This is a genomic window from Actinomadura rifamycini DSM 43936 (assembly GCF_000425065.1).
Lineage (GTDB): Bacteria > Actinomycetota > Actinomycetes > Streptosporangiales > Streptosporangiaceae > Spirillospora > Spirillospora rifamycini.
Genome location: NZ_AULB01000045.1, coordinates 12,182 through 37,294, shown reverse-complemented (window position 1 = coordinate 37,294; position 25,113 = coordinate 12,182). Strand labels below are relative to the sequence as shown.

The following is a 25,113-nucleotide window of genomic DNA, read 5'->3' as shown; positions in this document are numbered from 1 at the left end:
TGAACCTTTTCCAGCAGCGTCCGACGGTGCGTGATCACATCATGATCGCGGGCGGTGTGGCGGGCCCTGGAACGTAAAGAAGCCCTGGTAGGACGGGTGGTCTCTCACCACCGCCCGATCCCACCAGAGGCTTCACATGCTTTTCTACCGTTCTTCGCTGCCGTTGTCGCGTCAGACGCTGCAGTACGTGACCGGGGTCGTCGGCCGCCACCGCAAGCAGGCCGGCAGCAAGGGCCGGGCACTGACGGCGGGCATGCAGGCGCTGATGACGCTGGCGTACTTGAAGAAGGGCGAAACGTTCGCGCAGCTCGGCGCCGGGTTCGGCGTCGGGACCACCACCGCCTGGCGATACGTCAACGAGACGGTCGCGCTGCTGTCGGCCCGCTCACCCAAGCTCGGCCGGGCACTGGCCGAGGCCCGCAAGGACGGCCTGCCGTACCTGGTCCTGGACGGCACGCTCATCCCGATCGACCGGGTGAAGGCCGACCGGCCCTTCTACTCGGGCAAGCACAAGAAACACGGAATGAACCTGCAGGTCCTCGCCTCGCCGGACGGGACCATCCTGTGGGTGTCGGGCCCGCTGCCCGGCTCCGTCCACGACCTGAAGGCCGCCAGGATCTGGGGCCTGGTCCGTGAACTGGCCGCCTCCGGGCTCCTGGTCCTGGCCGACAAGGGCTACGTCGGCGCCGATCCGCACATCCAGACGCCCTACAGAGGCAAGAACAAGCCCGAGCCACTCAAGGACGCCAACCGCTCCCACGCCAAGCTCCGCGGGCCCGGCGAACGCGCCAACGCCCAGCTGAAGAACTGGAAGATCCTGACCAAGCTGCGTTGCTGCCCGCATCGAGCCGGTCACCTGGCCAAGGCCATCCACGTCCTCCAGAACCGCGAGCTCAACGCACGTTGAAAAAGGGTCACTGAGGTCGTCCAGGCGGACGCCGAGCGCGGCCGCCGTCTCGTCCTTGCTCATCCCGAAGGCGAGGGGCCCGACGCCCTGCAGTGGGGTGAACTGCCACCGGTCCCGCTCGGCGTCAGGCTTGACCGTCCACGGATTCCACTCGCTCATCGCCCTCACTTTCATTTACGTGATGGCAGACGATTATCTGGCACTGAGCCCGGTGATCGAACCTTCAGCGCCGAGCGCCTCGGATCGACGGCGTGCCCGCGCGCGCTGGTGACGCCGTATTCGGCGAAAAGCCGGCCAGTGACAGTCGGGCGACGCTTGGCGGGCTGTCCCACATCCCCGATCTGTGGCCTACTGGGCGGGGGCCTCGGCGAGCGACAGACTGTTCCCGTCGGGGTCCAGCACGACGACGTGGCGCACGCCGTTGCCGTAGGTCTCCACCGGTTCGTGCCCGATGCCGCGCGCGGCGAGGCGGGCCAGGATGTCGTCGAGGTCGGTCACACCCAACGTGATCACGGCACCGCCTACCCGCTCGGCCCGCTCGTCGACGACGATCCACGCGTTCTCACCGACGCGCCACAGGTACTCATCGCCGATGACCTCGTCCGCGGCGCGCCCGAAGAACACCTCGAACCACTCCAGTGCCTCGGTCCGGTCACTTACCGGCATGACGCAGTACAAGTCCACTCGGACACCACCCTCCTCAGCCGTTTCGGAACTCAGACCACTCCCATGACCGGAACTCATCTGACGGAGGCAGACCGTCGCTTCATCGGTATCACCGCCGAACCGTTCCACGACCAGAGGCTGGATACGCCGAGGGCATCCACCGATCTGGTTCACGTCGGCCTGCTCGCGGTTCGAGTAGGCAGCGAGGCGCCGTCGTCCGGACAAGAACGGTCTCCTTGCCGTTCGCCTGGTTTTCATGAGGCTGGAGCACGCTTGCGCGCGGTCGATGATCGAGGAGGCGTTGATGCGCGCAAGCCGTTTTCTGGTGACGATGTTGTTTACGGTGGTGATCGTGGGTCAGTTCACCGCGCCGGCCGCTGCCCGGCCCAAGCCAAGGGCCTTGACCGTGATGACCTTCAACATCCACCACGGACAGGGCACTGACGGGAAACTCGACCTGGAACGCATCGCCCGGGTCATCCAGGGGGCCGACTCCCAGGTCGTCGGGCTCCAGGAGGTCGACCGGCACTGGTCGCAGCGCAGCGACTTCGTCGACCAGGCGTCCTGGCTGGCGCGCCGGCTCCGCATGCACGTGGTGTACGGGGCCAACCTCGACCGCGACCCGGAGCGGCCCGGCGAACCGCGCCGCCAGTACGGGACCGCGATCCTGACCCAGAGCCCGATCCTCGACTGGGACAACACCCTGCTCCCCCGGTTCGACGACGGTGAGCAGCGCGGCCTACTGCGAGCCCGCATCCGGGTGCGGGGCGTCCCGCTGACCGTCTACAACACCCACCTGCAGCACAACAACGCCGCCGAACGGCTCGCGCAAGTCACCGCGATCGAGGAACTGATCGGCAACCCCGAGCACTCGTTCGTGCTGCTGGGCGACCTCAACGCGACCCCCGAGTCGGCCGAGATCCGCGCCCTCACCGACGAGATGGCCGATTCCTGGGTCGAGCGCGGCGTGGGCGCCGGGCACACCTACAACAGCGAGAACCCCACAGCCCGGATCGACTACGTGCTCACGTCCTCGTCGGTGGTCACCCGGACGGCCGCAGTGGTCACGGCCGACCCCGGCGCCTCCGACCACCTGCCGGTGACCGCCGAGGTCCGACTGCCCGGCAGCCACCGCAACGATCTCTGATTGAGGCCCGGGGCGAGGGAAGCGAGAGAACCGGCTGGTCGAATTGCGGCTGAGAATTGAGAAGAAAGTTCCATAATGGCCTCTCCCCGCCGAGAAGCCCAAGAGCGCGTCCCAGGTGGGAGATGAGGCGAGTTGCCGGAGGGTGCTCGGTTCTGGCGTCGAATCTTGCGATCCGATTGGCGCCGTGAGAGTTGTGGACGATCGTTTCGGTTGATCCCGACGTTCGAGCTGCAGCGGCGGGACGCTGACCACCCTTGCCTTGCCCTCGCCGCCGCCATCACCTGCTACGAGAAACTTGCCAATATCACCCCGCGAGAAAAGGTCTAACTGGCCACGGCTTCGCGACAGACACGCAGCAATAAATCGGCCCGATGGGCGATTAAGGTGGCGATCTAAACGGCGACGCTTTCCGTAGAGGACAAAAATGCTTACCCCTGGCGGGTGTTGAAACGCCGGAGTTTCGCGACCGCGAATCCGCGCACGGTCTCGCTGCGGCCGTCGATCCGCCGGCCGCCGCCGTCGGGGATGCGACCGAGTTTCTTGACGTCCAGGTGGATCATCGCGCCCGGTTCGGGGTGCTCGTAGCGGCGGGTGCTCATGGGGGTGGCGCGGATCTGCCGTCCGGTGAGCGGGTCGCAGGCGACCAAGACGGGGATGTGGCGGCGCAAGATGCGGGTGACCCGGGCCGGCACGCCAGTGGCGGCGATTTAGTCGGGCCCGGCCCGCAGCTCATGGCGGGCGGCCCCCACCCGCTCCTCCACCTGCGGCGACGTACGCGACCAGTCGGCCGTCGAAAACGAGGGCCGTGGCGAGGTTGCCCGCGTCCGGCTGCTGTGGGCGGTCATCGCTTCCGCGGAAGCGGTCACGTCGCGAGACGCGCTCATCGCGCACGGTTCGGGGAACGCCCTGGTCGGGCACGTGGTGGACGCCCTCCTCGGCATCCTGGACGGCTCCGCGATCGGCATCGACTACCCGGAGGTGCGGCGCACCGCCGTTCACCGGGCCCACCTGCGGGCGGCCGGGCGCAGGGCGGCAACGAAACTGCGCTGATGCCGCCTCGCCTCGTCTGAGGCCGGGGCCGCCGCGCGCGGGCTTGCCGGGGACCGGGCGTCCCCCGTCACGCCTGCGCGACGAGGATGCCGTCTTCGTCGCTGAAGACCTCGTCGCCGGGGCGGAAGACGGCGCCGCCGAACGTGACGGGGACGTCCCGTTCGCCCATGCCCTTCTTCCGGCTCTTGCGGGGGTTGGAGCCGAGCGCCTTGACGCCGACGGCGATGGTCGCGAGGACGGCGGTGTCGCGGACGGCGCCGTTGATGATCACGCCCGCCCAGCCGTTGCGCGCGGCGAGCCGGGCGATCTGGTCGCCCATGAGCGCCGCGTCGAGGGAGCCCTGGCCGTCGACGACCAGGACCCTTTCGTCGCCCGGCTCGCTCAAGGCGTTCTTCAGCAGGACGTTGTCCTCGTGGCAGCGGACGGTCGCGACGAGCCCGTGGAACGCCTGGCGGCGCCCGTACTGGCGGAACTGGAGCGAGCAGGACTGGAGCGCGTCGCCGTGCTCGTCGTAGAGGTCGGCGGTGACGATGTGCATGGGTACTCCTTTGTTCTAGGGGGTCGGGGGGCCGGTGGGGAGGCGGCGGGCCAGGAGACCGGCCCAGCCGAGGCCCGCGGCGGCGGCGCACAGGACGCCGCCCGCCCCGAGACCGGCCGCGAGCAGGCCGGCCGCTCCGGGGACGATGATCTGCCCGGTGCGGTTGCCGACCAGGCGCAGCGACATGGCGCGGCCGCGCAGCCCCGGGGGCGCGGACTCTGCGAGCCACGACATGGTCACGGGCTGCCCGACGCCCAGTCCCGCCCCGGCGACGACGAGCAGGACCGCCAGGAGCCAGAAGGGGACGGGGAGCGGCAGGGCGGCCATGGCGACGGCGGCGCCGAGGGTGCTCGCGACCAGGAGGCGCCGCCGGCCGAGGAGGCGGGTGAGCCGGCCGAGGAACAGCCGCGACGCCATGGAGGCGAGGCCGCGCAGGGCGAGCAGCGCGCCGACGGATCCGGACGACAGGCCGCGTTCGGCACCGAGCGCCGGGAGGTAGGCCAGGGTGATGTCGACGGCCGCCAGGACGATGCAGCTCGTGGTGAGCGCGTGGACGAGTCCGGGCAGCCGGAGCAGCGAGCCGATGCCGGCCGCGGTCTCGCAGGACGTGGTGCGCGCGGGAGGCCGTCCGGGCAGCGCCAGGCTCAGGACGATGAGGGCGGCGGCGACCGCCGTGGACCAGCGGAAGATCGCGCCGGTGTCGGGGACGGCCCGGTGCCCGCCGAAGACGACGATGAAGCCGGGGCCGATCGCCTGCCCGAGCGAGGCGGCGAACGTGTAGTGCCCGAACGCGGTGTCGTGGGATCCGCGGGGCGCGGTGTTCGCGACCATCGCCTGCTGCCCGAGGACGCTGCACAAGTGGCCCGCTCCCAGGAGCATCCCGGCGGCGAACAGGCCGCCCGCGGAACCGCCGACCGCGATGAACACGGCGCACGAGCAGGTGAGCAGTAGCGCGCCGCCGATCATGACGCGGCGTTCGCCGACCCCGTCGACCAGTCGTCCGGCGGGGATGGCGAGGACGAGGGGCGCGAAGGCGAAGCTCGCGGCCACGATGCCGAGCGCGGCGTCCGGGACGCCGAGCTCCATGGCGCGGTAGGTCATGGTCGGACGCAGGACGAACGTGAGCAACTGCGTGACGACCGAATGGAGCAGGAGGACCGCGAACCGCGCGTGCCGGGAGGAAGTGCGCGAAGTCATCCGGGGTGGACGGCTCAGGCGTCGCGAAGCGGTTCCGGGGCCTCGCCCGCGGGTTTGCGCAGCCTCCAGGCCGCCTTGGCGCCGAGGCTGGTGTCGATGTGCTCGCGCATCACCGCGGCGGCACCGTCGGCGTCCCCGGCGAGGATGCAGTCGAGGAGCGCCTGGTGCTCGGCTGCTTTCTTGTCCCGCTCGGCCTGGCCGCGGTCGACTTCGAGGGCGAGCCGCCGGTAGCGGTCGGCCTTGTCCCACAGGCCGTCCAGCGTCTCGATGAGCAGTTCGTTGTGGGACGCCCGGTAGATCGCGGCGTGGAAGCGGCGGTGGGCGACCAGTTGCTCGACGGCGGGGTCGCCGGGGAGGGGCTGCAAGCCCTCGATCGAGCTGCGCAGGAGGCCGATGTCCTCCTTCGTGCGGCGGTCCGCGGCCAGCGCGGCGGCCAGCGGATCGAGCGAGCGGCGCAGCTCCAGCAGGTCCCGCGCCTCCTCGGCCCGCAGCGGCTTGACCCGGGCGTCGCGGTGGGCGTCGAGGTCGACCAGGTTCTCGCTCTTCAGGCGCCGCAGCGCCTCGCGCAGCGGCGTGGTGCTGATGCCGATCTCCCGCGCGAGCCGTGCCTGCGGGATCACCGTGCCGGGCGGCAGCTCGCCCGACAGGATCCGCTCGCGCAGCCGCATGTAGGCGTACTCCGCCTTGGTCGTGTAGAGCTCCGCCGGTTCGCTCACCCGCATCACCGTCCCTTGGTCCGAACAGACTATAACCTACATCGCCCTCCCCACCCGGCGCCGAACAGCAGCCCACAAGGGCCTTACAAGGCCGCAGATACACGTTTGTGAAGGCTGTGCGGCCTTACCTGCCGAGAAAAGAATCCCGCTGAAGGGTTGACGTCATAGGTTATAACGAAGCACAGTGAGCGTCGTCACAGACGCCGACCCCCGGTCGGCCGAGGAGGGACTGCCATGCCCGTTATGACTTCGCCGGACCGTGCGCGGACGGTCCGGCCACGGCGACACCGCATCCTGGGGCTGCTCGCCGCCGGCGCGGCCGCCGCGCTGCTGGCGGCGTGCGGAGGAAACGAGACGGTCCCCCTCCAACCCGTCGCCACGGGCCGGCCGCCGTCGTACTACCCGGCCGAATACTCGTCGGTCATCGAGGCGTCCAAGAAGGAGGGCGGCACCCTCACCATCTACTCCAACACCGACCAGGAGAACTGGACGCCGGTCCTGCGGGACTTCAAGCGGAAGTACCCGTGGGTGAAGAAGGTGTCCGCCGGCAACCTGGACAGCGACGAGGTGTTCCAGCGGGTGCTGAGCGAGCAGGCCACCGGCGGGTCGCCCGCCGACCTGCTGGTCTCCAACGCCGCCCAGGCGTGGGCGGACTTCGCCGGACGGGACGGCACCCTGCTGGAGTACGAGTCGCCCGAGGTCTCGAAGCTGCCGGAATTCGGCAGGCTGCTGCCGGGCGTCCACGCCATGTCGGTCGATCCGCTGGCGATCGTCTACAACGGCGCGCTGCTCGAGGAGGACCTCACCGGCCTCGGACGGCTGGCCGACCTGGCGGCCAAGGACCCCGACAAGTACCGCGACAGGATCACCGCGCGGGACGTCGAGGGCTCGTTCGGGTTCACCGTGTCGCACGCCTTCACCGAGGCGAGACCCGGCGCGTGGGCGCACCTCGGCACGCTGCTGCCGATGGCCCGTCCGGAGACGTCGTCCGGCACCCAACTGGAGAAGATCACCTCCGGGGAGTACGTCGCGGGCTTCTTCATCAACGCGGCCCCCGCCTATCCGGTCGTGGAGCGGAGCGGCGGCCTGCTGAAGCTGGCCTTCCCGTCCGAGGGCACCGTCGTCCTCCCCCGCGGGATCGGCATCGCGGCCGGCGCGCCGCACAAGGCGACGGCCAAGCTGTTCGTCGACTTCCTGCTGTCCGACGAGGGCCAGCGGGCGGTCGCCGAAGGCGGGCTGACCGCCTACCGCGACGGCGTCCGGGCCGGCGGCGGACGCCACACGTACCAGGAACTCGTCGGCGAGGTCGGCGCCGGCAACGTGATCGTCACCGAGTACGCCGAGGTGGCCGAAGGAGAGGTCGACGCCTTCCTCGGCCGCTGGAACGGCCTGCTCGCCCGCTGAACCGGCCGTCAGGCCCCTACTCGCCCGCTGCTTCCCGCCCCGCAGCGAAGGGAAACCACCCCATGTCGCTTCTCACCGAGCCGCCCGTCGCGGCCGACCCGCCACCGCCACCGCCACCGCGACGCGGACGCGCCCCCCGGTACCGCCGGATCCTGGGCATGCCGCGGGAACTGTGCCTCCAGTACGCGGTGCTGCTGGCGCTGGCGGTGCTCGTCCTGGCACCGGTCGTGCCGACGCTGTACCAGTCGTTCCTGGACCGGCCGCTGTACGAGGCCGGCGGCGCGCTGAGCCTGGACAACTACGCCCGCCTGTTCACCGACGCCGGGTTCGGACGGGTCGTGCTGAACACGCTCCTCTTCGCCGGTCTCACGAGTGTCCTGGCACTGCTGATCGCCGTCCCCATGGCGATCGTCGTGACGCGGACGGCGCTGCCCGCCGGGCGCTTCTTCGCCGCGCTGATGCAGTGGCCGTTCTTCATCTCCTCGCTGATCCTCGGCTTCGGCTGGATCATCATGTACGGCCCCGCGGGCTTCGTCAGCGTCCAGGTCAGGGAGACGATCGGGACCGTCCCGTGGAACCTGTACTCCATCCCCGGGATGGCGCTGACCGAGGCCGTCGCGCTGGCCCCGATCGTCTACACGTTCTGCGCCGGCACGCTGCGGCAGAACGACGCGTCGCTGGAGGCCGCGGCCCGCGTGTGCGGGGCGGGGCCGCTGCGCATCCTGTGGTCGGTCGTCCTGCCGATGCTGCGGCCGCCGATCGTCTACAGCTCGATCCTCGTCGTCAGCATGTCCATCGAGACGCTCAGCATCCCGCTGCTGTACGGCGAGCCCGTCCACATCGAGGTCTTCTCCACGTTCCTGTACACCAACGGGCTCCAGTCGATCGACCCGGACTACGGCGTGCTCGGCGCGGCCTCCACCCTGATCCTGCTGGTGACCGTCGTGCTGGTCGCCGCCCAGGCCAAGCTGCTGCGCAACGCGCAGCGCTTCGTGTCGGTGCGGGGCAAGGCCACGCGCCCCCGGCCGCTGGACCTCGGCCGGCTGAAGTGGGTCGCCGTCGCCGCCATCACCGTCTACGTGGTGCTGGGCGCGCTCGTCCCCATCGCCGGGCTGGTGTTCCGCAGCTTCACCCACGTGTTCACCCCGCTCCAGTCGCCGCTGAAGACGGTCACCGCGGCCAACTACGAGCGGATCTTCGAGTACCCGGTGTACGTCCAGTCGATCCGCAACAGCCTCATCGTCGCGGCGGTCGGCGCGGTGCTGGTCAGCGCGCTGGCGATGCTGGCGGTCATGGTGGCGCGCAGGTCGTCCTTCCGGTTCGCCCGGGCGGTGGAGTACCTGGCGCTGGCGCCGCAGGCGATGCCGGGCATCATCGTCGGCATCGGGCTGTTCTGGGCGCTGGCCTTCGCCCCGTTCGGCGCCGGCGACCTGATCATGGGGACGCTCTGGGCGATCATCATCGGGTTCGGGATCCGGGCGCTGCCGAGCGGCTTCGGCTCGGTCGCGCCGTCCCTGATGCAGATCGGCCGGGAACTGGACGACGCCGCGCGCGTCTCCGGAGCCGACTGGGTGCGGGCGTTCTCCCGCGTCCTGGCGCGGTTGCTCCGCCCGGCCTTCGCGGGCGCCCTGATCCTGACCTTCGTGACCCTGCTCAAGGAGTACTCGCCGGCGGTGTTCCTGGGCTCCGCGGACGCCAACATCATCGGCACCACGATGCTCGAGCTCTGGGTGCAGGGGAACACGGGCTCGGTCGCCGCTCTCGCCACCCTCCAGATCGCCATCACCGCGGTCTTCGTCGGACTCGCCGGCCTGCTCATGAGAGGACGCAAGGATGCCTGAGGTCAGAGTCGCCGGACTGTCCAAGCGGTTCGCGGGCAACACCGTGCTGCACGACATCGACTTCACCATCGAGGACGGCGAGTTCTTCACCCTCCTCGGCCCCAGCGGCTGCGGAAAGTCGACCACGCTGTCGTGCATCGCGGGCCTGGAACGTCCCACCGAGGGCGGCATCACCGTCGGCGAGAAGGTCTTCGTCGACACCGCCGCCAAGACGTTCGTCCCGCCCGAGGGCCGCGACCTGGGGATGGTGTTCCAGACCTACGCGCTGTGGCCGCACATGACGGTCGCGCAGAACCTCGCGATGCCCCTGAAGATTCGCAAGGTCGACAAAAATGCGCAGGCCACCCTCATCGACGACGCCCTGGAGAAGGTCGGCCTGAAGGACCTGCGGGACCGCTACCCCCACCAGATGTCCGGCGGCCAGCAACAGCGCGTCGCGCTGGCCCGCGCGCTGGTCTACTCCCCCGACGTCCTCCTCCTGGACGAGCCGCTGTCCAACCTCGACGCCCAGCTCCGGGAGCAGGCGCGCGCCTGGCTCAAGCGCTTGCAGGAGGAACTGGGAATCACGACCGTCTACGTCACGCACGACCAGGAAGAGGCGCTGGCGCTCAGCGACCGCATCGCCGTCATGTCCGAAGGGCACCTGGTCCAGGTCGGCCCCCCGCACGAGATCTACCAGGAGCCCGCGACGGTCGGCGTCGCGTCCTTCGTCGGCCGCTGCAACTTCCTCCCCGGACGGCTGAGCGCCGTCACGGGCGACGGCGCCGAAGTCGTCCTGGACTGCAACGGCCAGACGGTCCGCACCCGGTCCGCCGACCTGCCGGCCGGATCCGCCGTCACCGTCGCCGTCCGCCCCGAGCGCCTGAAGGTGCTGGCGGGCGGCCGCGCGGCCGACGCGGACGCCAACGTCCTGCGGGGCGAGGTCGTCACCGCCTCCTACGTCGGCTCGCGGCACGAGTACGAGGTGCGCATCGGCGACCGGCTCGTCCAGGTCTCCACCGGACGGCCCGGCCTGACCGGCGAGCTGGCGCTCGCCGCCGCCCCGGACGTCTGCCTGCTGTACCCGGCCGACGACGCCGTACCGGCCGACGTCGAGGCCCTGACCACCACTTCCTGACCCCGCCACCGACCACCGCACCCCGCACACACGGAAATCGAGGAACGCTGTGACCAGTAACGTGTCCCCCCGCCCGTACCGGCTGGGCGTCCTGCACGGCGACGGCATCGGCCCCGAGATCGTGCCCGCCGCCGTGCTGGCCGTCGACGCGGCGGTCGCCGCGGCGGGCGCCCCGCCCGTCGGCTGGGAGGAGCTCCCGCTGGGCCGCGCGGCGATCGACGCCCACGGCAGCGCCGTCCCGGACACCACGCTCAAGGCGCTCGACGGGCTGGACGCCTGGCTGCTCGGCCCGCACGACAGCGCCGCCTACCCCGAGCCCCACCGGTCCCGGCTGAACCCCAGCGGGACCATCCGCAAGCATTTCGACCTGTTCGCCAACATCCGCCCGGCCACCGCCTTCGAGGGCGCGGACGCCATCGTGCCCGGGACCGACCTGGTCATCGTGCGGGAGAACACCCAGGGGTTCTACGCCGACCGCAGCACCTACAAGGGGACGGGCGAGTTCATGCCCTCGCCCGACGTGGCGATCGCGATGGGGATCATCACCCGCCCGGCGGTCGAGCGCATCGCCCGGGAGGCGTTCGAGCTGGCGCAACGTCGGCGCCGCCGGGTCACCATCGTGCACAAGGCCAACGTGCTGAGGATGACGACCGGCATGTTCCGGGACGTGTGCCTGGAGGTCGCGGCGGACTACCCGGACGTGACCGTGGACGACTTCCACATCGACGCCATGACGGTGCACCTGGTGCGCCGGGCGGACGAGTTCGACGTCGTCGTCACCGAGAACATGTTCGGCGACATCCTCTCCGACCTCGCGGGGGAGATCGCCGGTTCGCTCGGCAGCGCCCCGTCGATCAACGCCTCCGCCGAGCGCGCCATGGCGCAGGCCGCGCACGGGTCCGCGCCCGACATCGCGGGCCGGGACGTCGCCAACCCCACGGCCATGATCCTGTCCGCCGCGATGCTGCTGGACTGGCTCGCCGCCCGCCGCGGCGACGACGCGCTGAACACGGCCGCGGACCTCATCCGGCGCGGGCTCGCGGACACGGTGCGGTCCGGGACCGCGACCCCCGACATGGGCGGGACGGCGGGCACGCGCCGGTTCGCCGAGGCGGTCGCCGCGGCCGTCGCGCGGCCGTGACCGGCACGGACGCCCCGCAGGGGCCTCGAACCGCCCGAGAGAACGGAGGACCGGCCGTGATGTCCGCGTCCCCGCTGGTCGCGATCATCAACGCCGCGGCGGCGTCCATGGCGCCCGCCGCGCAGGGGCTGCGCGAGGGCTTCCCCGAGGCCCGGCCCTGGCACCTGCTGGACGACCGGCTGGTGTCGGAGGCCGACTCCGCCGGCGGGACGACCCCGGCGCTGCGCCGCCGCATGCTCGCCCTCATCGACCACGCCGTCCGGGGCGGCGCCGACGCCGTGCTGCTGTCGTGCTCGATGTACGGCCCGGTCGCGGGCCTGGCGCGGCGGCTTCACACGCTGCCGGTGCTGGGGTCCGACCAGGCGATGTTCGACGAGATCGTCCACCGCGCCCCCGGCCGCGCCGTGGTCATCGGGTCGCTGCCCTCGGCGGTGGCGGACTCGGTCGCCCGGTTGGAGGCCGCCTTGGGCGCTTCGCCGACGCGGGTGACCGGGGTGATGGCGGACGGCGCGGCCGCGGCGGCGTCGGCCGGCGACCGCGAGGCGCTCGCCGACGCGCTCGTCCGGGCGGCCCGGCCGCACGTCGGCGAGGGCACGCTGTTCCTGCTCGGCCAGTACTCCCTCACCCCCGCGCACGGCGCGCTGGCGGAGCGGCTGGGCCGCGACGTGCTCAGCCCGCCGCTGATGGCCGCGCGCCTGCTGCGGCGGCGGCTCCTCGACGCCGCCCCCGTCCCGGCGGGGACACGGTGAGCCGGGTACCCGAACGCGCCGAGGCGTCCGGACGTGTGGCGCTGGGCTGCGTCGCCGACGACTACACCGGCGGCACCGACGTGGCGGCCGCGCTGCGCCGGGCTGGTCTGCGGACGGTGCTGTCGTTCGGCCCGCCGGAGCCGGGCACCGTGCCGCCGTCGTGCGAGGCGATCGTCGTCGCGTTGAAGACCCGGACCGCGCCCGTCGGCGAGGCGGTCGCCCGCACGCTGGACGCCCGCCGCCGGCTGGCGGAACTCGGCGCCGCGCGGCTCTACTTCAAGTACTGCTCCACGTTCGACTCGACCGACGAGGGCAACATCGGCCCGGTCGCCGACGCGATCCTGGACGACGCCGGCGTCCCGCTGACCGTGGTGTGCCCGGCCGCGCCCGAGCACGGGCGGACCGTCTACCAGGGGCATCTGTTCGTGCGGGACAGGCTCCTGTCCGAGTCGTCGATGAAGGACCATCCCCTCACCCCGATGACCGATCCGGACCTGGTGCGCGTCCTGGGCAGGCAGACGCCGCACCCCGTCGCCCTGCTCCCCCACGAGACCGTCCGCGACGGGGCGGCCGCCGTGCGGGACGCGCTGGACGCGCTGCGCCGGCAGGGCGTCCGTTACGCCGTGGCCGACGCCGTGAGCGACGGCGACCTCGCCGTCCTCGCCGCCGGCAGCGCCCACCTGCCCGTCGTCACGGGCGCCGCCGGGCTCGCGGGCGCGATCGCGGCGGCCTACCGGGACAAAACGGACATGGACGGGACGGACGACACGGCCGCACTGCCCGCCGGTCCGGGGATCGTCCTGGCGGGCAGTTGCTCCCAGACCACGTTGGCGCAGGTGGAGGCCGCGCGGGCGGCCATGCCGTCCTACCGGGTGGACCCGGCGCGGACACCGGACCGGGACGGGCTGATCGCCGGTGCCCGCGCATGGCTGGACGCCCACGCCGGCGGCGGACCTGTCATGGTCTACTCCTCGGCCGACGCCGCCGAGCGCGCGGACTCCCCGCTGGGTCCGGCCGCGGGGGCGGTTCTGGAGGACGTCTTGGCCCGCGTGGCCGAACACGCCGTCGGGCTCGGCTACCGCCGGATCGTCGTGGCGGGAGGCGAGACCTCCGGAGCCGTCCTCGACCGCCTGGGCGTCCGGTCCGTCGTGGTGGCCGAGGAGGAGGACCGGGGAGTTGCCTGGTGCCGGTCGACCGGCGGCCCCGAACTGGCGCTGCTCCTCAAGTCCGGCAACTTCGGGCGGGAAGACCTCCTGGTGCGGGCGATCGGAGGCCACCGGTGATCGGCGTCGCCGAGGCCGCCGCGCAGATCGTCGCGCTCGGCGCCTCCCTCCACGCGCGCCGCCTCACCCACGGCCGTACCGGGAACCTGAGCGTGCGCACGTCCGCCGGCGTCCTGATCACTCCGACGGGGGGATCGCTGGACGCCCTCGCCCCGGACGCGCTCGCCCTCGTCGATCCCGACGACCGGCGGCACGTGAGCGGGCCGCCGCCGTCCAAGGAGGCGTTCCTGCACCTGGCCGTCTACCGGGCGCGGCCGTCCTGCGGAGCCGTGGTGCACCTGCACAGCACGCACGCCGTCGCGCTCTCCTGCCACGCCGGGATCGACCCCGCGGACGCGCTGCCGCCGCTGACCGCCTACTACGCGATGCGGGTCGGGCGGCTGCCCGTCCTGCCCTTCCACGCCCCCGGCGACGTCCGGCTGGAACCGGTCGTCGAAGAGGCCGCCCGGGACGTCCACGCGCTGCTGCTGGCCAACCACGGCTCCGTCGCCGCCGCCGCCGACCTGTCGGCCGCGGCCGACGTCGCCGAAGAGATCGAGGAGACCGCCCGCCTGTGGTTCCTTCTGCAGGGCCATCCGACCCGTCCCCTGTCCCCCGAGCAGGCGGCCGGTCTGACCGTCCCGGCGATCAGGACGGGAGGACCGGCGTGACCCCGGCCGACGACTCCCCCGCCCGGTACCCCGCCGAAGCCCTGACCGACGTCGCCGCACAGATCCTCATGGCGCAGGGCGTACCCCTGGACGACGCCCGCCTCGTCGCCGACAGCCTCGTCGTCGCCGACGCCTGGGGACATCCCTCGCACGGGCTCCTACGCCTCGGCTGGTACGTCGAGCGGTTGAGAACGGGCGTGATGAGACCGGTCACCGAGGTCGCGATGCCGGTCGACGCCGGGGCGGTGGCGGTGCTCGACGGCCGCGACGGCGTGGGGCAGGTCGTCACCGCCCGGGCCTGCGACGACGCCGTGCGGCGGGCAGCCGAGCACGGGGTGGGCGTGGTGGCCGTCCGCAACGGCAACCATTTCGGCACCGCCGCCTACTTCACCCGCAGGATGGCCGCGGCCGGCTGCGTCGCGATCCTGACCACCAACGGCAGCCCGGCGATGGCGCCGTGGGGCGGCCGGGAGAAGACCGTCGGCGCCAACCCGTGGTCGATCGCCGCGCCCCGGGCGGGCGCGGACCCGGTCGTCCTCGACATCGCCAACACCGTCGTCGCCCGAGGCAAGATCTACGCCGCGCTCGAACGCGGTGAGGACATCCCCGCCGACTGGGCGATCGACGCCGACGGGAACCCCACCACCGACCCGCGGGCCGCCATCGACGGGATCGTCCGGCCGATGGCCGGGCACAAGGGCTACGCCATCTCCTTCATGATGGACGTCCTGTCCGGGGTGCTGACGGGTTCCTCCTACGCCACCGCGATCGCGGGCCCCTACGTCCCCGACCGGCGCAGCGGATGCGGCCATCTGGTCATCGCGGTGCGCGTCGACGCCCTCCTGCCGGAACGGGAATTCGCCCGCCGCCTGGACGACCTCATCCACCTCACCAAGGCGGTGCCGACGGCCCCCGGCAGCGGAGAGATCCTCTACCCCGGCGAGATCGAGGACCGCAACGCACGCACCTCCGCGCGGACGGGGATTCCTCTCCCGTCCCGCACCCGCTCCGAACTGGTCCGGCTCGCCCGCGAATCCGGCGTCGCGATGCCGGAACCAATCAGCGAGGGGGCGGCAAGACCGTGTTCGTCGTGATCGTGAACATGCGGGTCGAGCCCGGCAAGCTCGACGACTTCTGCGGCGCCCTGACCGAGAACGCCGAGGCCACCCGGCGGGAGCCCGGCTGCCTGCGCTTCGACGTCCTGCAGAGAACCGACGACCCGTGCGCGTTCGTCCTGCACGAGATCTACCGGGACGAGCACGCGTTCTTCCACGAGCACCGGTCGGCTTCGCACTACCCGTCCTGGAAGGCCGCGTCCGCCGCCTGCGTCGTGCCCGGCACCCACCAGAACACCTACTGCGTCCCGGCGGAGCTCCCCGCGCCCGGGAAACCGGATCACCAGGGCCGATGACCACGCTCCGCGTGGGCGCCTGCCCGAGAACAGGAGGAAACCGATGGCCCGGCACCTGAGCGGCTCGATCGCGTCCGGCCTGGACGCCTACGGGACGCGCGGCACGCTGCGCCTGGGATCCCGGGAGCTGTCGATCCACCGGATCGGCGAACTCGCCCCCCGCCGCCTACCGTTCAGCCTGCGGATCGTCCTGGAGAACCTGCTGCGGCACCAGGACGGCTCCCGGGCGTCGACCGCGGCGATCGAGGCGCTGGCGAACTGGCAGCCCTCTTCTCCCGCCGGCCCTGTGGTCGAACTGCGGCCGTCCCGGGTATTCCTGCACGACACCAACGGCGTGCCCGTCATCGCCGACCTGGCCGCGATGCGCGACGCGATGGAGCGGCTCGGCGGCGATCCGGCGGACGTCAACCCGCTCGTCCCGGCCGAGCTGGTCGTGGACCACTCGGTCGTCGCCGACGTGTTCGGACGGCCGGACGCGCGCGTCCGCAACGTCGAGCTGGAGTACCGCCGCAACCACGAGCGGTACCGCTTCCTCCGGTGGGGACAGGAGGCACTGCGGCAGTTCACGGTGGTTCCGCCCGGCATGGGGATCATGCACCAGGTGAACATCGAACGCCTCGCGCGGGTCGTGACCGAGCGGGACGGGTGGGCCCTCCCCGACCTCTGCCTGGGCACCGACTCGCACACCACGATGGTGAACGGCCTCGGCGTCCTCGGCTGGGGCGTCGGCGGCATCGAGGCCGAAGCCGCCATGCTCGGCCAGTCGATCGCCATGCTCCTGCCCGACGTCGTCGGCCTGCGCCTGCACGGCCGGCTCCCCGCCGGCGTCACCGCGACCGACCTCGTCCTCACCATCACCGAGCTGTTGCGGGGCCACGGCGTCGTCGGCGAGTTCGTCGAGTTCCACGGCCCCGGCGTCGCCGACCTGCCGGTCGCCGACCGCGCCACCATCGCGAACATGTGCCCCGAGTTCGGCTCGACGGCCGCGTACTTCCCCATCGACGACGAGACCCTCGGCTACCTTCGCTTCACCGGCCGGGACCCCGAGCACGTCGCCCTCGTGGAGACCTACGCCAAAGCCCAGGGCCTGTGGGCCTCGCCCGACGAGCCACCGGCCTTCTCCGAAGAGCTCGAACTCGACCTGAGCACCGTCCGGCCCTCCCTGGCGGGGCCGCGCCGCCCGCAGGACCGCGTCCCGCTGCACCGGGCCAAAGCCGCCTTCAACGCGACCGTGCCGAAAGAGGCGCCAGTCCCCGTGACCCTCGACGGCGGCACCCACGAGCTGCGGCACGGCACCGTGGCGATCGCCGCGATCACCTCCTGCACCAACACGTCCAACCCGTCGGTCATGGTGACCGCGGCGCTGCTCGCCAAGAAGGCCGTCCAGCGAGGGCTCACCAGCCGCCCCTGGGTCAAGACCACGCTCTCCCCCGGTTCCCGCGTCGTCATGGACTACTACGACGAGGCCGGCCTCACCCCCTACCTCGCGGACCTGGGCTTCCACCTCACCGGATTCGGCTGCATGACCTGCATCGGCGCCTCCGGCCCGCTCGTCCCCGAAGTCTCCCGGGCCGTCCGCGACGGCGGGCTCACCGCGGCCGCGGTGCTGTCGGGCAACCGCAATTTCGAAGGCCGCATCCAGCCCGAGGTCAAGCTCAACTACCTGGCGTCCCCACCGCTCGTCGTCGCCTACGCCATCGCCGGGACGATGGACATCGACCTGACCACCGAACCGCTCGGCACCGACCGGGACGGCAAGCCCGTCCATCTGCGGGACGTCTGGCCGGACGCCGACGAGGTCCGCGCCATCGTCGACGGCGTCCTCGAACCCGGGATGTTCGCCCGCGGCTACGCCACCGTCTTCGACGGCGACGAACGCTGGCAATCCCTGGAAACGCCCTCGACCAAGACCTATCCGTGGCAGGAAGACTCCACCTATCTGCGTCGGCCGCCCTACCTGGACGGCCTGCCGGTCCGCCCCGCCCCCGTCGGAGACATCAGCGACGCGCGCGTCCTGGTCAAGCTCGGCGACTCCATCACCACCGACCACATCTCGCCCGCCGGCGCGATCACCCCCGACAGCGTCGCCGGACGCCACCTCGCGAACCGCGGGGTGCCGCCCGAACAGCTCAACACCTACGCGTCCCGCCGGGGCGACCACACCATCATGATGCGAGGAGCGTTCGCCAACCCCAGACTGCGCAACCACCTCGTGCCCCACATCGAAGGCCCCCAGACCCTCGACTTCCTCAACGGCGGCGCCGTCACCCCGATCTTCGACGCCGCCGCCGGATACCGCGCCGCCTCCGTCCCGACCATCGTCGTCGCCGGTCACGGCTACGGCGCCGGTTCCTCACGCGACTGGGCCGCCAAAGGCCCGGCCCTCCTCGGGGTCCGAGCCGTCATCGCCGCCTCCTTCGAACGCATCCACCGCTCGAACCTCGTCGGCATGGGCGTCCTCCCGCTCCAGTTCCTCGAAGGGCAGGACGCGGAGACCCTCGGACTGCACGGCCGCGAGACCTACACGATCCGCGGGCTGGAGCCCTTGAACGACGGGCTCGTCCCCCGCACCGTCACCGTCACCGCGGACGACCGAACCTTTGAAGCGACCGTGCGCCTCGACACCCCGCGCGAGGCCGACTACTACCGCCACGGCGGCATCATGCCCTCCGTCCTACGCGAGCTGCTGGCCCGCCGACCGGCCCCGGACGAGCAGACGGATGCCTGATCCTGCGTTGCCGGGGCCCAGGGCCCCGGCGGCCCCACCTCCGGCAGCGGGCGGCGCCGACAAGACCGCCGGTTCGTCGCCCTGCCCCAGCAACCACGACACCTCGGTCTTCGGCCCGTCCACCCTCGCTTCAGCGCTCGGCACTCTGGGCCTGCTCATCGCCGCCTCCAGCATCCTCGGCATTCCCGGCCTGGCCCAGCAGGCCCAGAACCAGTGCCCGACCGCGATCTTCAGTTCGTCACCGTCCGCTCTCAACCACCACGACCGAGTGAGTGAAAATGGTTGCGTCCACGGAGGTGGTGTACGAGTTTGACCACATGAGCGCGGAGGCCGACGCCGTCTGCGGGGCCGGCTACGGACAGCGCTCGCACGAGCGGGTCAACCGCCGCAACGGATACCGGCCCCGGGACTGGGACACCCGCGCCGGCACCGTCGAGCTGGCGATTCCCAAGCTGCGCTCGGGCTCCTCCTTCCCCGAGTGGCTGCTGGAACGCCGCCGACGGGCCGAGCAGGCCCTGGTCAGCGTGGTGGCCACCTCCTATCTCCTCGGTGTGTCGACGCGGCGGGTGGACAAGCTGGTCGAGCAGATGGGCATCAAGGGCATTTCCAATAGCCAGGTGTCGGAAATGTCGAAGGTGCTGGACGCCCAAGTGCAGGCGTTCCGCAACCGGCCGCTGGAGGCCGGGCCGTATGCGTTCGTGTGGGTGGACGCCCTGACCCGGAAGGTCCGCGAGGACGGCCGCATCGTCAACGTACACGTGCTCGTGGCCACCGGCGTGAACGCCGACGGGCACCGCAAGATCCTCGGGATCGAGGTCACCTCGGCCGAAGACGGCGCCGGATGGCTGGCCTTCCTGCGCGGACTCGTCGCGCGGGGCCTGACCGGCGTCCAGCTGGTGATCTCCGAGCGCACCGCGGCCTGGTGGAGGCGATCGGGGCGACGCTGCCAGGCGCGTCCTGGCAGCGGTGCCGGACCCACTACCTGCGCGGCCTGCTGATGAAGGTGTCCCGGTCGGCGCAGCCGTGGGCGGCGACGCCGGTGCGCACCATCTTCGACCAGCCCGCCGCCGAAGAGGTCCACGCCCAGCACGCCCGGGTCGTCGATTCGCCGGCCGTCAAGCACCCCGACGCGGCCGAGCACCTGAAGGAGGCAAGGCCCGACCTGCTGGCCTTCACCGGCTTTCCCCGCCAGATCTGGCGGCAGATCTGGTCCAACTGTGAGGATTCTGTTCGTGCCGTCCGGACGAGGTTCCTGGCCCGTGGTCCAACTGGCCTTGCTGCCCTTGGGTTGATCTGCCGGTCCTCGCGCCGGGCGGTGTTTGCTGCCGTCGGACCGGCAGGCGTGTCCCGATAGGGGCCTTGCCGTCACAAGGCACCGTCACAGTTCTGACCGTCCTGCCGGCCCGACGACGGCCATCAACCCCTGATGCCGTTGAAGGAGCCCGATGACCATCGTCAGCATGCCCGAGACCGACGTCGAGGACCAGGTCGAAGACGTCGTTGTGGGCGTGGACACCCACAAGGACATGCACGCGGCTGCGGTGGTGACATTGACCGGCGGGGTTGTGGCGCGGGCTTCGTTCCCCGCCACGGCATCAGGTTATGAGCGCCTCATCGCCTGGGCGCGTTCGCACGGTGTGGTCCAGCGAGCTGGGGTTGAAGGCACGGGATCGTACGGATCTGCACTGGCGCGGACTCTGCAAGCTGCCGAAATCACGGTTCTGGAGGTCAACCGACCAGACCGCGCAGTACGGCGTCGTCGCGGCAAGACTGACGCGATCGATGCAGAGAACGCCGCGCGCGCCGTCCTGGCCGGTGAGGCGACCGCAGTCCCCAAGAGCGCAGACGGGCCGGTGGAGATGCTGCGGGTGTTCAAAGTCGCCAAAGATTCGGCGATCAAGGCGCGGACCCAGGCGATCAACCAGCTCAAGTCGCTGCTGGTTTCGGCCGATCCGGCGCTTCGCGAACGTCTTGCCGCCCTCTCCACGCCACGGCTCCTCACCGCCTGCCGAACGTTCGAACCCTCCGAGGCGGTGAACGCCGACTTCGCCACCCTCTACACGCTTCGCCTGCTGGCCACGCGTATTCACGCCCTCACTGCGGAGATAACCGATCTCACCAAGCACATCACAACGGCGATCCAGGCTGCCGCTCCCACCCTGCTGGAGCAACCTGGCATAGGGCCCGACAGCGCCGCGGTCCTGCTCATCACCGCGGGCGACAACCCTCACAGACTGCACAGCGAGGCGTCCTTCGCCGCGCTGTGCGGAGTGAGCCCGCTCGACTGTTCGTCGGGCAAATCATCTCGACGCCGCCTCAATCGCGGTGGTGACCGACAGGCCAACGCAGCGCTCTACCGGATCACCCTCAGCCGACTGCGCTGGGACCAACGCACTCAGGACTACCTTCAGAAACGCGCGGCCCAAGGCAAGACCCGTCGTGAGGCCATCCGCTGTCTCAAGCGATACATCGCCCGCGAAGTTCACGCGCTCATCATCCACTCGAACGCACCGACATCCCATAGTTGACATCCATAGGGGCATCAACCCGCAAGAGCGGCTGAACGAGGAGATCAGGCGGCGCACCGACGTGGTCGGGATCTTCCCCGACCACGTCGGGCCGCGATCGTCCGGCTCGTCGGGGCGGTGCTGATGGAACAGACCGACGAATGGGCCGAGGCCCGCCGCTAAATGGGTCTTGGGATTCTGGCCAAAGCCCGCCTGCGCGTCATCGACGACACCACACCCGACCCCAAGATCGACCCGCGAGAACTCACCGCTTAACCTGCAGAAACAGGATCACCCGGAGATCGACTCATACACCACTCCGCTGGACGTGACCGTGCCCGTGCCGGCGGGCGTCGCCTGGCTGCGCGAGCGGCTGTCGGCGGCGCAGGGGGCCGGACTGGCCGGAGCCGCGGCGGCGTCCTCTGCTTGTCGCGGTCTGTGCCGCCGCACGGCTCGCCAATGCGTTCAGGGCCGCGAGCAAGGTGCTCCGGATCCTCACTGCTCCTCGTTGGGGTCGTCGTCCGGGGGAACTTCTAGGGTTCCTTCGGTCCGGGGAGGGCTACTCGGCCGCGCGCCACTGCTCGGCGGGCGACACGCCGGGGAGCGGCTTGCCGATCAGCGCGAGCGGCGTGAAGAACCCGACCTGCCCGATCGCCATCGCCAGCGTCGCGAGGGCCTTGTCGTCGTAGTGCTCGGACGCCTCCGCGTACAGCGCGTCGGGGACCCGCTCGCCGCCCGCGGCGGGCGTGAGGACGGCCTCGGTCAGCGCGAGCGCCGCCCGCTCGGCGCCGGTGAAGTACGGCGCGTCCCGCCAGGACGCCACCGCGGTGATCCGCTCCTCCGGCTCCCCGGCCTTGCGGAGGTTCCCGGAGTGCAGGACGGTCAGGTAGGTGTTGCCGGCGAGCTGACCGGCGCGCAGCTGCACCAGCCCGACGGTCGTCTGCGGGATCGAGCCGTTCCCGACGGCCTTGAACAGGGCGCCGCCGACGGCTCCGAGCTCGGGGACGAGCTGCTGCGGGTTCGGCAGCCGGGAGGCGGTGGTCGCGGAAGCGCTCATGGTCGGTCTCCTTCACAGTGGCGTTTCGCTCTGACACCGCACTGACGAAGGGAACCGGACGGATGTGACCGGCCCGTCCGAAAAACTTTTCCGAGGGCCGCCCCGTTGGCCCGTCCGGCCGCGTGACCGCGCGGTGACCGGGACGAGAGCGACCGGGGAAAGGCTGCTCCGTGTCGGGTCCACGCCCTTTCCGAGGAGTGCAGAACATGCCGCCCAGCACGCCTGACTTCGGTCCGCAGATCGACCCCTACTCGCGGTTCGAGGGCCAGCGGGACTGCGACCCGCCGGCGAAGCCGGGAACGGCGGCGTTCCGCGCCCTGGTGCTCGACGCCTACCCGGGCACCCGGGACATGGGCATCAGCAGGGAATGCCGCAGGGGCGGCCCCAGCGAGCACAAGGAGGGGCGCGCCTGGGACTGGGGAGTGGACGTCCGCACCCAAGGGCACATCGCGTCCGAACTCATCGACTGGCTCCTCGCCACGGACCGGCACGGCAACCCCCACGCGCTCGCCCGCCGCTTCGGGATCATGTACGTGATCTGGAACCGCCGCATCTGGGAGGCGTACCGCCACGACGCCGGCTGGACGCCGTACACCGGGGACAACCCGCACACCGATCACGTGCACTTCAGCTTCAACTGGGCAGGCGCCCGCAAGGAGACCACGTGGTGGACCACGTCCCCGTGGACTCCGCGGGTGAGCGTGGGTGTGCCGTCGGTGGTGGACCACGGTTCGGGGATGGTGGTGTTCGGTGTCGACGGGTCGGGCGGGGTGATCCATCGGTGGCAGAACGCGCCGGGCGGTGCGTGGTCGGAGTGGACGTCGCTGGGTCGTCCTGCGGGTGCGGCGGTGGGGCGTCCGTGGGCGCTGGTGGGGCGTTACGGCAAGCTGGTGGTTTTCGTCCGTGGTGATGACGGCGCGTTGTGGCACACGTGGCAGTCGGAAGCCGGGGAGTGGGCTCCGAACTGGGTGTCGCTGGGTGGTCGGCTGGCGAGTGACCCGGCGGTGGTGCTGAGCCCGAACGGTGCGTTGTCGGTGTTCGCCCGGGACCCCGGTGGGCGCGTCACGCATACCTGGCAGCGGGGTCCGGAGCACGGTCACGCGTGGAACGACACCTGGGTCGACATGGAGGGCGCGGTGGAAGGGCGGCCCACGGTCCTTGTTGGCCGGGACGGCGGCATGGTCCTGTTCGCTCGCGGCGCCGATGGCGGCCTGCACCACCGCTGGCAGACCGGCACGGGCGGCCCCTGGTCGGGCTGGACGCCGTTGCACGGGCGGCTGGCGAGTGACCCGGCGGTGGTGCTGAGCCCGAACGGTGCGTTGTCGGTGTTCGCCCGGGATCCCGATGGGCGCGTCACGCATACCTGGCAGCGGGGTCCTGAGCACGGTCACGCGTGGAACGACGCCTGGGTCGACATGGAAGGTGCGGTGGAAGGGCGGCCCACGGTCCTTGTTGGCCGGGACGGCGGCATGGTCCTGTTCGCTCGCGGCGCGGACGGCGGGTTGCACCACCGCTGGCAGACCGGCACGGGCGGCCCCTGGTCGGGCTGGACGCCCCTGCACGGGCACCTGACCAGCGACCCCGCAGTCGTCCTCAACCCCAGCGGCGACCTGTCGGTCTTCGGACGCGCGCCAGACGGACACCTCACCCACACCTGGCAGCGCGGTCCGGAGCACGGTCACGCGTGGAACGACACCTGGGTCGACATGCAAGGGGACCTCGCCCCCGACCCGGCCACAACCACAAGGGTCGCATCAGCACGGCCCTGCCATGTCCCGCCCGATCGCGACCTTGAGGTGACCAAGGCCGTCTACATCGTCGGCCGCGACCTCAAGGTCTCCGACAAGGTGATGCTCGCCGGGTTCGAAGCCGGATGGGTCGAGTCCCACATGAACAACCTGCCGTGCGGGGACCTGGACTCCCTCGGAGTCTTCCAGCAGCGCCCCAGCCAGGGCTGGGGGACGCCGCAGCAAATCATGCACGTGCCCTACGCGGCCGAGCAGTTCTTCGTCCGCGCCGTACGCGTCGAGCAGAAGTTCCCCCACCTCTCCGCTGGGCTGACGGCGCAGGAGGTCCAGCGCTCAGCCTTCCCTGCGCGCTACGACCAGGCCGAGCCGAAGGCACGGGAACTGCTCAGGGAGGCCCGCGCTGCGGTCGGCACACCCCCGCGATGGACTCCGCGGGTGAGCGTGGGCGTGCCGTCGGTGGTGGACCACGGTTCGGGGATGGTGGTGTTCGGTGTCGATGGGTCGGGCGGGGTGATCCATCGGTGGCAGAACGCGCCCGGCGGTGCGTGGTCGGAGTGGACGTCGCTGGGTCGTCCGGCGGGTGCGGCGGTGGGGCGTCCGTGGGCGCTGGTGGGACGTTACGGCAAGCTGGTGGTGTTCGTCCGTGGTGATGACGGCGCGTTGTGGCACACGTGGCAGTCGGAATCCGGGGAGTGGGCTCCGAACTGGGTGTCGCTGCACGGGCGGCTGGCGAGTGACCCGGGGGTCGTCCTGAGCCCGAACGGTGCCCTGTCGGTGTTCGCCCGCGATCCCGATGGGCGCGTCACCCACACCTGGCAGCGCGGTCCCGACCACGGTCACGCATGGAACAACGCCTGGGTCGACATGGAAGGTGCGGTGCAGGGACGGCCCACGGTCCTGGTCGGGCGGGACGGCGGCATGGTCCTGTTCGCTCGCGGCGCCGATGGCGGCCTACACCACCGCTGGCAGACCGGCACCGGCGGCCCCTGGTCGGCCTGGACGCCCCTGCACGGGCACCTGACCAGCGACCCCGCAGTCGTCCTCAACCCCAGCGGCGACCTGTCGGTCTTCGGACGCGCGCCAGACGGACACCTCACCCACACCTGGCAGCGCGGTCCGGAGCACGGTCACGCGTGGAACGACACCTGGGTCAACATGCAAGGGGACCTCGCCCCCGACGCCGACGGTCGCTCGGCACCGGCCGACGCGGTGCGGTGATCGGGCCGCCGGTGGCTCAGGCGCGATCGGTGACGCGG

20 protein-coding genes and 3 pseudogenes are annotated in these 25,113 nt (G+C 71.3%); 17 read left to right on the top strand and 6 right to left on the bottom strand.

What is annotated here, in order from left to right:
* The first annotated feature begins 136 nt into the window (after nucleotides 1-136).
* Nucleotides 137-907, top strand: coding sequence for an IS5/IS1182 family transposase (locus H505_RS0131835; protein WP_026405197.1), 771 nt, complete (start codon nucleotides 137-139; stop codon nucleotides 905-907).
* Between the two features lie 348 nt (nucleotides 908-1,255).
* Here H505_RS0131835 and H505_RS51275 read toward each other — a convergent pair whose 3' ends face one another.
* On the bottom strand, nucleotides 1,256-1,798 hold the full coding sequence (locus tag H505_RS51275; protein ID WP_211238603.1) for a VOC family protein: 543 nt from the start codon (nucleotides 1,796-1,798) through the stop codon (nucleotides 1,256-1,258).
* A 31-nt stretch (nucleotides 1,799-1,829) separates the two neighbouring features.
* On the opposite strand from H505_RS51275, the gene H505_RS45635 reads away from it, so the two are divergent.
* Nucleotides 1,830-2,720, top strand: a complete 891-nt coding sequence (locus H505_RS45635; RefSeq protein WP_425248274.1) for an endonuclease/exonuclease/phosphatase family protein — start codon at nucleotides 1,830-1,832, stop codon at nucleotides 2,718-2,720.
* A gap of 473 nt (nucleotides 2,721-3,193) precedes the next feature.
* Here H505_RS45635 and H505_RS52845 read toward each other — a convergent pair.
* A pseudogene (locus tag H505_RS52845) lies at nucleotides 3,194-3,499 on the bottom strand (IS481 family transposase); the annotation flags it as partial.
* Between the two features lie 139 nt (nucleotides 3,500-3,638).
* On the opposite strand from H505_RS52845, the gene H505_RS52555 reads away from it, so the two are divergent.
* On the top strand, nucleotides 3,639-3,770 hold the full coding sequence (locus H505_RS52555) for a hypothetical protein (RefSeq protein ID WP_267898527.1): 132 nt from the start codon (nucleotides 3,639-3,641) through the stop codon (nucleotides 3,768-3,770).
* Nucleotides 3,771-3,837: 67 nt separating this feature from the next.
* Here the strand turns inward: H505_RS52555 and rraA are convergent, their stop codons facing one another.
* Genes rraA through H505_RS0131800 form a run of 3 tightly spaced genes read right to left on the bottom strand, consistent with a single transcriptional unit; the run spans nucleotide 3,838 to nucleotide 6,221 of the window.
* Nucleotides 3,838-4,308, bottom strand: coding sequence for a ribonuclease E activity regulator RraA (gene rraA, locus H505_RS0131810; RefSeq protein WP_026405194.1), 471 nt, complete (start codon nucleotides 4,306-4,308; stop codon nucleotides 3,838-3,840).
* Nucleotides 4,309-4,323: 15 nt separating this feature from the next.
* The gene (locus tag H505_RS0131805) at nucleotides 4,324-5,505 is read right to left on the bottom strand and encodes an MFS transporter (protein WP_026405193.1); all 1,182 of its coding nucleotides are present in this window, start codon (nucleotides 5,503-5,505) and stop codon (nucleotides 4,324-4,326) included.
* A gap of 14 nt (nucleotides 5,506-5,519) precedes the next feature.
* Nucleotides 5,520-6,221 carry a GntR family transcriptional regulator gene (locus tag H505_RS0131800; RefSeq protein WP_051301409.1) on the bottom strand — a complete coding sequence of 234 codons (702 nt, stop codon included), beginning with the start codon at nucleotides 6,219-6,221 and terminating at the stop codon, nucleotides 5,520-5,522.
* A gap of 234 nt (nucleotides 6,222-6,455) precedes the next feature.
* Here H505_RS0131800 and H505_RS0131795 point away from each other — a divergent pair, with 234 nt between their 5' ends.
* From H505_RS0131795 to H505_RS49465, 13 genes and pseudogenes are all read left to right on the top strand, one after another.
* Nucleotides 6,456-7,625 carry an ABC transporter substrate-binding protein gene (locus tag H505_RS0131795; RefSeq protein ID WP_026405191.1) on the top strand — a complete coding sequence of 390 codons (1,170 nt, stop codon included), beginning with the start codon at nucleotides 6,456-6,458 and terminating at the stop codon, nucleotides 7,623-7,625.
* A 158-nt stretch (nucleotides 7,626-7,783) separates the two neighbouring features.
* Complete coding sequence (locus H505_RS0131790) at nucleotides 7,784-9,466, top strand: ABC transporter permease (protein ID WP_199747677.1); 1,683 nt, start codon at nucleotides 7,784-7,786, stop codon at nucleotides 9,464-9,466.
* A complete protein-coding gene (locus tag H505_RS0131785) occupies nucleotides 9,459-10,583 on the top strand; it encodes an ABC transporter ATP-binding protein (protein WP_026405189.1) in 1,125 nt (374 codons plus the stop codon). The genes H505_RS0131790 and H505_RS0131785 overlap by 8 nt, the downstream gene beginning before the upstream one ends.
* A gap of 49 nt (nucleotides 10,584-10,632) precedes the next feature.
* Nucleotides 10,633-11,724, top strand: a complete 1,092-nt coding sequence (locus H505_RS0131780) for an isocitrate/isopropylmalate dehydrogenase family protein (RefSeq protein ID WP_034520862.1) — start codon at nucleotides 10,633-10,635, stop codon at nucleotides 11,722-11,724.
* Between the two features lie 59 nt (nucleotides 11,725-11,783).
* A complete protein-coding gene (locus H505_RS0131775; protein ID WP_026405187.1) occupies nucleotides 11,784-12,473 on the top strand; it encodes an aspartate/glutamate racemase family protein in 690 nt (229 codons plus the stop codon).
* The gene (otnK, locus tag H505_RS0131770) at nucleotides 12,470-13,756 is read left to right on the top strand and encodes a 3-oxo-tetronate kinase (RefSeq protein ID WP_245592678.1); all 1,287 of its coding nucleotides are present in this window, start codon (nucleotides 12,470-12,472) and stop codon (nucleotides 13,754-13,756) included. Before H505_RS0131775 ends, otnK begins: the two co-directional genes overlap by 4 nt.
* The gene (locus H505_RS0131765; RefSeq protein ID WP_026405185.1) at nucleotides 13,753-14,406 is read left to right on the top strand and encodes a class II aldolase/adducin family protein; all 654 of its coding nucleotides are present in this window, start codon (nucleotides 13,753-13,755) and stop codon (nucleotides 14,404-14,406) included. The genes otnK and H505_RS0131765 overlap by 4 nt, the downstream gene beginning before the upstream one ends.
* The gene (locus tag H505_RS0131760) at nucleotides 14,403-15,500 is read left to right on the top strand and encodes an Ldh family oxidoreductase (protein ID WP_034520859.1); all 1,098 of its coding nucleotides are present in this window, start codon (nucleotides 14,403-14,405) and stop codon (nucleotides 15,498-15,500) included. Before H505_RS0131765 ends, H505_RS0131760 begins: the two co-directional genes overlap by 4 nt.
* The gene (locus H505_RS45625; RefSeq protein WP_051301405.1) at nucleotides 15,488-15,817 is read left to right on the top strand and encodes a putative quinol monooxygenase; all 330 of its coding nucleotides are present in this window, start codon (nucleotides 15,488-15,490) and stop codon (nucleotides 15,815-15,817) included. The genes H505_RS0131760 and H505_RS45625 overlap by 13 nt, the downstream gene beginning before the upstream one ends.
* A 43-nt stretch (nucleotides 15,818-15,860) precedes the next feature.
* The gene (gene acnA / locus H505_RS0131750) at nucleotides 15,861-18,545 is read left to right on the top strand and encodes an aconitate hydratase AcnA (RefSeq protein WP_051301404.1); all 2,685 of its coding nucleotides are present in this window, start codon (nucleotides 15,861-15,863) and stop codon (nucleotides 18,543-18,545) included.
* A gap of 317 nt (nucleotides 18,546-18,862) precedes the next feature.
* A pseudogene (locus H505_RS52130) lies at nucleotides 18,863-19,899 on the top strand (IS256 family transposase); the annotation flags it as partial.
* Nucleotides 19,900-20,005: 106 nt separating this feature from the next.
* On the top strand, nucleotides 20,006-21,073 hold the full coding sequence (locus H505_RS0131735; RefSeq protein WP_026405181.1) for an IS110 family RNA-guided transposase: 1,068 nt from the start codon (nucleotides 20,006-20,008) through the stop codon (nucleotides 21,071-21,073).
* A 16-nt stretch (nucleotides 21,074-21,089) separates the two neighbouring features.
* Nucleotides 21,090-21,328 (top strand): annotated as a pseudogene (locus tag H505_RS49465) (transposase); the annotation flags it as partial.
* Between the two features lie 283 nt (nucleotides 21,329-21,611).
* Here H505_RS49465 and H505_RS0131730 read toward each other — a convergent pair.
* Nucleotides 21,612-22,109, bottom strand: a complete 498-nt coding sequence (locus H505_RS0131730; protein WP_026405180.1) for a carboxymuconolactone decarboxylase family protein — start codon at nucleotides 22,107-22,109, stop codon at nucleotides 21,612-21,614.
* Nucleotides 22,110-22,315: 206 nt separating this feature from the next.
* Between H505_RS0131730 and H505_RS48260 the strand changes: the two genes are divergently transcribed.
* Nucleotides 22,316-25,075, top strand: a complete 2,760-nt coding sequence (locus tag H505_RS48260) for a PLL family lectin (protein WP_051301402.1) — start codon at nucleotides 22,316-22,318, stop codon at nucleotides 25,073-25,075.
* Nucleotides 25,076-25,113 lie beyond the last annotated feature (38 nt).